General features: G+C 23.5%; 7 protein-coding genes. 6 read left to right on the forward strand and 1 reads right to left on the reverse strand.

Annotated features, from left to right (window positions below):
* The first annotated feature begins 47 nt into the window (after positions 1 to 47).
* The 6 genes from WC168_RS01380 to WC168_RS01405 are packed head-to-tail and all read left to right on the forward strand — an operon-like array spanning position 48 to position 7,917.
* Positions 48 to 1,988: an AAA family ATPase gene (locus tag WC168_RS01380; RefSeq protein ID WP_372617113.1), complete on the forward strand. Its 1,941-nt coding sequence runs from the start codon at positions 48 to 50 to the stop codon at positions 1,986 to 1,988.
* A gap of 40 nt (positions 1,989 to 2,028) precedes the next feature.
* Positions 2,029 to 2,535, forward strand: a complete 507-nt coding sequence (locus WC168_RS01385) for a restriction endonuclease (protein ID WP_372617115.1) — start codon at positions 2,029 to 2,031, stop codon at positions 2,533 to 2,535.
* Positions 2,536 to 2,558: 23 nt separating this feature from the next.
* Positions 2,559 to 3,638, forward strand: coding sequence for a DUF4917 family protein (locus tag WC168_RS01390; RefSeq protein WP_372617117.1), 1,080 nt, complete (start codon positions 2,559 to 2,561; stop codon positions 3,636 to 3,638).
* A 13-nt stretch (positions 3,639 to 3,651) separates the two neighbouring features.
* Positions 3,652 to 6,033 carry a P-loop NTPase fold protein gene (locus WC168_RS01395; protein ID WP_372617119.1) on the forward strand — a complete coding sequence of 794 codons (2,382 nt, stop codon included), beginning with the start codon at positions 3,652 to 3,654 and terminating at the stop codon, positions 6,031 to 6,033.
* 11 nt (positions 6,034 to 6,044) lie between these two features.
* The gene (locus WC168_RS01400) at positions 6,045 to 7,175 is read left to right on the forward strand and encodes a restriction endonuclease (RefSeq protein WP_372617121.1); all 1,131 of its coding nucleotides are present in this window, start codon (positions 6,045 to 6,047) and stop codon (positions 7,173 to 7,175) included.
* The gene (locus tag WC168_RS01405) at positions 7,165 to 7,917 is read left to right on the forward strand and encodes a hypothetical protein (protein ID WP_372617123.1); all 753 of its coding nucleotides are present in this window, start codon (positions 7,165 to 7,167) and stop codon (positions 7,915 to 7,917) included. Before WC168_RS01400 ends, WC168_RS01405 begins: the two co-directional genes overlap by 11 nt.
* Here the strand turns inward: WC168_RS01405 and WC168_RS01410 are convergent.
* A complete protein-coding gene (locus WC168_RS01410; protein WP_372617125.1) occupies positions 7,910 to 8,236 on the reverse strand; it encodes a DNA cytosine methyltransferase in 327 nt (108 codons plus the stop codon). The two genes, WC168_RS01405 and WC168_RS01410, sit on opposite strands and share 8 nt — an antisense overlap.
* Positions 8,237 to 8,361 lie beyond the last annotated feature (125 nt).

An 8,361-nucleotide genomic window follows, 5' to 3' on the forward strand; every position in this document is an offset into this window, starting at 1 on the left:
TTATAGAGTAAGAGTTCCATATATACAATTAAAATTAGGAGAAAGCAATGATTAAATTAAAGAAAGTTGAAATACATAAATATAAAAGTATTGAAAAAACACAAATATTTAATGTTAATGATAAAGTAACTACATTGGTAGGTATGAATGAATCAGGAAAAACAAGTATCTTAGAAGCATTAGCAAAAGTAAATTATTTTACTGATGATGATAGTTTTTCTTTTAATATAACACATGATTATCCTAGAAGAGAAGTAAAAAAACTTAAAAAAGCTGATGACGATCCAGAAGCAGTAACTTGTTATTATAATCTTACTGAAGAATTTAAAAAGAAAGTGAATAGTATTTTAGGATGTGAAATTTTTAATATAAACGAAATATCATATACTAAAAAATATTCAAATAAAAGTTCATATACAGGACTAACTGTTGATAATAATAAATTTCTTGAATTAAAAATAAATTATTCTAATTTAAATGGTTCTATTATTGATAAGGTTAAATCGATAAAATCTATTGATAATATTACAAGCTTAATTCAAGAACTAAAATCAGATAATGAAGATCAGAAATTTGATAATTTAATATTAGAATTAGAGCAAATAAAACCATTTTATGAAAATAAATGGAATTGGAATGAAGCTATTAGTGAGTATATTGCAAGAGAATTAATAAAACCAAATTTACCAAAATTTCTTTATTATGATGAATATTATAGCTTACCTTCAAGAATTAGTATTGAAAAGCTTAATCAAGAAAAATTAGATGAAGAAGATTTGAAAACTGCTAAAGCATTATTTGAACTTGCAGAAATAAATATAGATGATTTAATTAAATCAGATGATTTTGAAGATTTTAAAGCTGAACTTGAGGCTACTGAAGCTTCAATTACAGATGATTTATTCAAGTTCTGGCATAGCAATAATAATTTGCAAATAGAATTTGCAATTGATAAACAAATTGTTAAAAATCAACAAAATGGTAACCAAAGTATTTCAGAACATATATTAGATATAAGAGTAAAAAATTTAGATAAAAGAGTATCTTTACCTTTAAATAAAAGAAGTAAAGGCTTTAATTGGTTTTTTTCATTTTTTGTATGGTTTAAAAAAATACAAGAAGATGCAGAACACCAATATATATTATTATTGGATGAACCAGGATTAAATTTACATGCAATGGCACAAGAAAATTTACTTAATTTTTTTGAAGAACTTTCTAAAGATTATCAAATTATTTACACTACACATTCTCCTTTTATGATTGATTCTAATCATTTAGAAAGAGTAAATACTGTATTTGAAACTAAAGATGGTTCAATTATTTCTGATTCATTGCAGGAAAAAGATCCAAATACTCTGTTTCCACTACAAGCAGCGTTAGGTTATAGTATAGCTCAAAATTTATTTATTAATAAAAATAATTTACTAGTCGAAGGAATATCTGATTTAATTTATTTAAATCATATGTCATCATTATTGGAAAGTATAGGAAAATCAGGATTAGATGATAATATTAATATTATTCCTGTTGGAGGATTAGATAAAGTTTCAGCATTTATATCTTTAATGAGAGGTAGTAATTTAAATTTAGTATGTTTATTAGATACCTTCACTGATCAAAAATCGAAAGCGAATATAGATAATCTTATCACTGGTAAAATTTTAAAAGAAAAAAATTTAAAATTTTTTCATGAATTTGTAGATATTGAAATAGCAAATATAGAAGATATCTTTACAAGAGAAGAGTATTTAAAGTTATTTAATGAAGCGTTTACAGAATATGAAGATATTTCAATTGATGATATTGACAAATCAAAAACTATAATTAATGAAATTAACAAAATTATTGATAAAAAAAGGTTTAACCATTTTAGACCTGCAAATTTACTTATTTCAAAAGGGTATTCTGCTAAAGATTTTGATAGTTTGACACTTGAATGTTTTGAAAAAATATTTGTTGAGATTAATAAATTATTTTTAAAATAATAAATTTTAGATTTATTTAATCGATAGTGGTATTTAAAAAATGTATGAAATTTTAATTTTAGGTGGAATAGGTGGTTTAGTTTTTGTATTTGTTAAAAATAAATTTACAAAATATGAAGATGAAATAAATGGATTAAGAAAGAAATTACCTCAAGAGTTTACAGCTGAACAAAAATCAAATATGAAAAAGTTTGGTGATGATTTTGAAAAATATGTTGGTAAGAAATACGAAGATAATGGATATGAAGTTGAATATAGGGGTTTAAATCTAGGATTTCTTGATGGAGGGATAGATTTAATTGCTAAAAAGAATGATAAGGTTTTTCTTATCCAATGTAAATATTGGAAAAAGAAAGACTCTATTACTCATAATATGGTTAAAGAATTTTATGGTAATTGTAATTTTTATATAGATAATAATAAATTAGATAGGAATAATGTAACTTGTATCTATGCAGTTACAAAAAAAGAAGCAATATCTTTTCAGGCTTATGAACTTTTTAAAATAAACTATATTAATTGTAGATATAAGTTATATGAATGTTAAATAAAATACATAGAGGGTAGAATATGATACATTATAATGACTTTTTAACATATGATGAAGTTCTTAAAAGAACTGAAAAATATGGAAGATATTTATTATTAGGAAATGGATTTAGTATTGCTTATGATAAAAATAAGTTTTCATTTAAAAATTTATTTGATTATGCTAAGAAGAATGTAATAAGTCCTAATTCTCCTATAATGAAACACTTTGAAGAATTACAAAGTTATGATTTTGAAATCATAATTAAATATTTAGAAAATGCATTATTAGTTTTAAAAAATTATCCAAAAGAAAATCTAAGTAATGAAATTTTAAATAATATAGAACAAGATATTAATTCTTTAAAAGAATATTTAATAATGGCTATAACTAAATTACACCCAGAAGTTTTTTATGATATAGAAAAAGCTGAATATATAAAATGTATAGATTTTATAAAAGAATTTAATGGAATATTTACATTGAATTATGATTTATTGTTGAATTGGGTTATTTTAGAATATTTGAATAATAAATTGCAAAATAATAGATTAATTGTAGATGATGGTTTTAGAGGAAAAAATAAATTGTTTTATAACCCTATTAATAGATTTATTCATAGTAAACAAACTATTTTTTATTTACATGGAGCATTACATTTATTTTTTGATGGAATAGATGTTATTAAAAATTATTACGATGAAAACCAAAAAGCTACATTACTTGAACAAACTAAATTTAATATACAGATAGATAATTATCCAATTTTTGTATCTGAGGGAGATGCTAAAAAAAAGTTAATGAAAATACAAAACAATTTTTATCTAAATTTAGGGTTACAAAAATTTAGATTTGCTAATTCTTTTGATGGTAGGACTGATAATAAAGATAGATTGAATTACGAGTATTTTACAAATAAAAGCTTAGTTATATTTGGAACAATTCTTGATAAAGATGAACATATAGTAGATGCTATTGTCAAAAGTATATATAAAAATATTTATATTGGAATACGTAATAAGAATAAAATATATAGTTGTAATCATATTATTTCAAAGTTAAAAGATACTGATAAAAATTTATTTTTTTACGATTTTACAACTGTAAATGTTTGGAGATAAAATCGTGAGAACTATGATGAAAGAAGGAAACTTTGGAACAGTTGCTAGTGATGGTGGATATTTAGAAATTTCATATAATGAAAAAATAATAAAAAAGGTAAAAGTTCCTGCTCCAAATTATCAAGCTGAAAAAAATAGAGATAGTGTAGTTGAAAATGATGATGGTTTCAGTGATGAATATAAAAATGAATATTCGGTTTATGTATATTCTAGTAGATATGGTATAGATTATACAATTGAATTAATTAATTCAGAAGATGAATTAAAAGCAAAAGAATTTATTGATAGTATAATTATTGAATTTAAAGATGCTAGAGATTACTTACATAATAAAAGAAATCCAAATTGGAATAGATTTGAACTTATTTTAGTATTAGATTTCTATCACAATAAATATCCAAGTATTCCATCTAAAAATAGTTTTGAAATAAAAGAACTTAGTTCAAAGTTAAAAAAATATAATAAATTAATTGGAATAAAAATAACTAATACCCTTCGTAATGAAAATAGTGTAATTATGAAATTAGAAAATTTTAGAGGTTTAGATGATAGAGAAAAACAAAAGAGATTAAAAAATAGTTCAAGACTCGATAAAGAAGTTTGGTATGAGTTTTTAAATGATATTGATAAATTAAAAAAGATGGCACAATTTATTGTTAAAGCAATTGAAAGAGAAGATATTGAAATATTAAAAAATACTTATATAGATAATATTTCGTTTCTTAAAGAATTTAATACTAGCGAAGAGGAATTTTCTATGGGATTAAAATCTAACCATACAATAGAATATAATAACATTGGTACAGATAGCTATAATAATATATTTGATAATCATAAACCTAAATTAAATATTGAAAGTATTACAAAAATATTTTCAAATTATGTTTTAAATTATAAATCAAGTCATACTAGTACAATAATTGGAATTTTTGGTAAATGGGGTAGAGGTAAGACTTTTTTCTTCAATTATTTAAAATATAATATTAGACAACAAAAAGGAGAAAATAAGAAAATTTATTTTTGTAAATTTCAACCATGGAAATATCAGGAACAGAATAGTGCATGGGCTTTTTTATATAAAAATATATTAGATAATTTTCTTAAGCATAAAAAAACAGAAACTTCGAAAAAAATATTAACATGTGAATTAAAATTAAAAAAAAGATTTAATAGAAAATGTTGGATAGATAAATTTATACATTCAATAATAGATTCTATAAGCCTATCTAAATTATGGAAAATCTTTTTATTAAATAGTAAAAGAATAGGTGTTAGTAACTTATATTTTGGGCTAATTGGTATACTTTGTATTGGGTTAGCTGTATTTTCAAGTTTAGTTTTTAAAATTGATTTTTTAGTTTGGTTATTTGGAATATTGGGGATCCCTGGTGTAATATTCTTATTTAAATCATATACTTTTTTTATAAAAAGTAAAAATACAGTAAAGATTCTAATAAAGAATTATTTTAAGACTAAAGATTATTCAGATTATTTAGGTTTTCAAAATGAAATAGAAAAAGAGTTAAAGTTTCTTATTAATACATATATTGAAAAAGATGAAAAGTTAATATTATTTATAGATGATTTAGATAGATGTAATGAAGAGATGATAATTGATATTATGGATAGTTTAAGATTAGTATTAGAAGATTATGAAATAAATTCAAAGATAACAATTATTGTTGCAATAGATGAAAGAATCTTATTAAAATCTATAAAATATAAATATTTCAGAGAAAATAATGAGATATGTTCAAAAGAATACATAGAGAAATTCTTTTTAGTAGGTGTTAAATTAAATCAATTATTAGATGATGATATCGCAGAATTAGTTACATCATATTCAGAAAGTCTTAATACTATAAGTAATTTAAATACAGAAGAAAGAAATACAGAAGAAAGAAATACGGAAGAAGGAAATACAGAAGAAGGAAATACAGAAGAAGGAAATACGGAAGAAGGAAATACGGAAGAAGGAAATACGGAAGAAGGAAATACAGAAGAAGGAAATACAGAAGAAGGAAATACGGAAGAAGGAAATACAGACAATGGAAAGATTGAAATCCTTAGTAAAGATGAAATAGGATATATAAATAAATTATTAATAAAAGATAAAATTGACACTCCTAGAAAGATAAATATGATGATACATAGATACTTATTGTTTAAGTCATTCATTTTTAGTCATACTAAATTAAAAAACTATAATTATAAAATATTAATTGAATTAGTTATATATATAAGAAAAGAAGAAGTATTGAATCATTTAATACAACTTTGTTCTGTAGATAAAGAAAAAATCATTATAAAAGATTTGGAAGATAATGAACAAGAGATAGAAAAAGATGATTTAAAAAAATTAATAAATTATGCAGAAATGGTATCTCCATTTTAAAAGGATAATATTTGTTTTACAAAACTGAAAAAGAAGAATTACAAAGTAAATATATTCAATATTTGAAATTAACTGGATCGCTATCAAGACTATTTTCTGATAGCTTAGCACCTTATTTATACTATCGTGCTGCTGAAAATATATTTTGCTTAGGATTTGAAGCAGAAAATTTATCCAGATCTGATATTTCTATTGATGCAAAAAAAGAAAATATTGGATTTGGGTTAAAAACTTTTCTTCATGGAAATGGAAAGACATTTCAAAAAGTTGCAGAGTTTAATGCAATAAGAGAAGAGTATACAAATAAATCAGATAAAGAGATTATTGATTTTATATCTCAAGCTAGAAATAAAAGATTAGATATTTGTTTAGAAGGATATGGAGTAGATAGTTTGATATATCACTGTCTAACTAGAAGTGATAATCTAATATCTATATATGAATTTCCTATGGATAAAGTACAAATAGATGGTATTAAAAAAATTGTTAGAAATAAAAATACTATTCAATTTGAAGATGGCATAAATGAGTACTCTTTTAACTTATCAAAAAGTACACTATATAAAAGATTTATTTGTAAAGATAGTTTAGAAGACATAAAAGTAGATATTTTAGAAAATCCATTTGAAGTATTAGCAAATTTAAGTGTTCCTCAATCATATATTTTAAGAGAAGTAAGTACATATCCTTTTATTTACTTACCTTTATATGCTACAAGTTCAAAAGATTTAGAACCTGCGCTTGCAAGTGGTATAAATCAATGGAATGCAGATGGAAGAGTTAGAAATGAAGATGAATTATATATCCCAGTTCCTGCTTGGATACATAAAAAGTTTGAAGGATTTTTTCCTAATAACAATGATGAGAAATTTGAATTAGAATTACCAGATGGACAAATTTTAAATGCAAAAATGTGTCAAGCTGGACAAAAAGGGCTTATGTCAAATCCTAATAAAGCTTTAGGAAAATGGGTTTTAAGAGATGTACTAAAAGTACCAGTTGGAACTTTGGTAGATAGGAAATACCTTGATATGATAGGTATTGATTCTGTTATAGTATTTAAAATATCAGATACTCGATATAAAATAGATTTTGCTTCAATAGGCAAATTTGAAGAATTTAAGGATACTCATGAAAATTGAAAATAATGAATTCACGGTAACTAATAAAAAAATATATGAAGAGATTAGAAATTTTAAAGAAAATACAGTACAAAAAGTATTTGATTTTGCTTATGAAATGAGTTACGGACAAGGTGAACATAGAAATTATAGAAGTGGTGGCGATCTTAAAAGAAAAAATGGACAAATTTTTACAAATACATTTCAAGGAAAACTCGCTGAATTAGCTGTTTATAATGAAATTTTTGATTTAAATAAAGAAGCTTTTAGTCAATTGTCTAAACCAGATTTTAATATTTATGGATTGGGAAAGTGGGATGATTTTGATTTGTCTTTAGGTAAAACTACTTTTTCTATTAAATCAACAAAGTTTTATGGAAATCTTCTTCTGCTAGAAACTAAAGATTGGGATACAAATGCTCAATATATACCTAATTTAAAAAAAATAGAAACAAGCCATTATGATTATATTATCCTAGTTAGGATTGCTGAAGATATTGAATCAGTAATGAAACAAAATGGATTGTTATATAGTAATGAAGTTGATAAAGAAAGATTGTTTAATATTATAAATGAGTACAAATGGGGCTATGATATACCAGGGTATATTACACATAATGATTTTGTAAATATAATCAAAAATGAACAAATAATTCCTAAGAGAGCACTATTAAATAGTAAAACTACTATGGATGCAGAAAATTACTATGAAGAAACAGGAAAATTAAAAGATTTTTTTGAGTTAGTAAAAAAGCTTAAATAAACTTTCTTAACTCTACATCATACTCTTTAATACAATTGTTTGGATTGTATTGAGGAGTTTCACCTTTTAGTAAGCTTGTAATTCTTTGTGCAAATGGATAAATACCTACTGGAGGAACAGCATTTCCTATTTGTCTTCTTACTTCTGTCGTGCTTCCTTGAAAATTATAATCATCTGGAAAACTTTGTAATCTAGCTCTTTCTCTATTTGTTAAAGGACGATTTTCTTTAAAGTGATATCCCCAAGTTCCACCACCACCAGAGGCAATAACAGTATATGCAGGTTCATTTTCATGTAATCTTCTATATATATTTGACATTGTTGAGACGCATGCACTTGGCCACACAAATGCATAAACATTTGGCCAGTTGAATAGTTAAAAAGTATTCTTGGTGTATTGTAACATAAGTGGCCAAATGTTTTTATTTTTTTGCTAAATATTCT

The organism is Aliarcobacter sp., from assembly GCF_041672065.1.
Taxonomy (GTDB): Bacteria; Campylobacterota; Campylobacteria; order Campylobacterales; family Arcobacteraceae; genus Aliarcobacter; species Aliarcobacter skirrowii.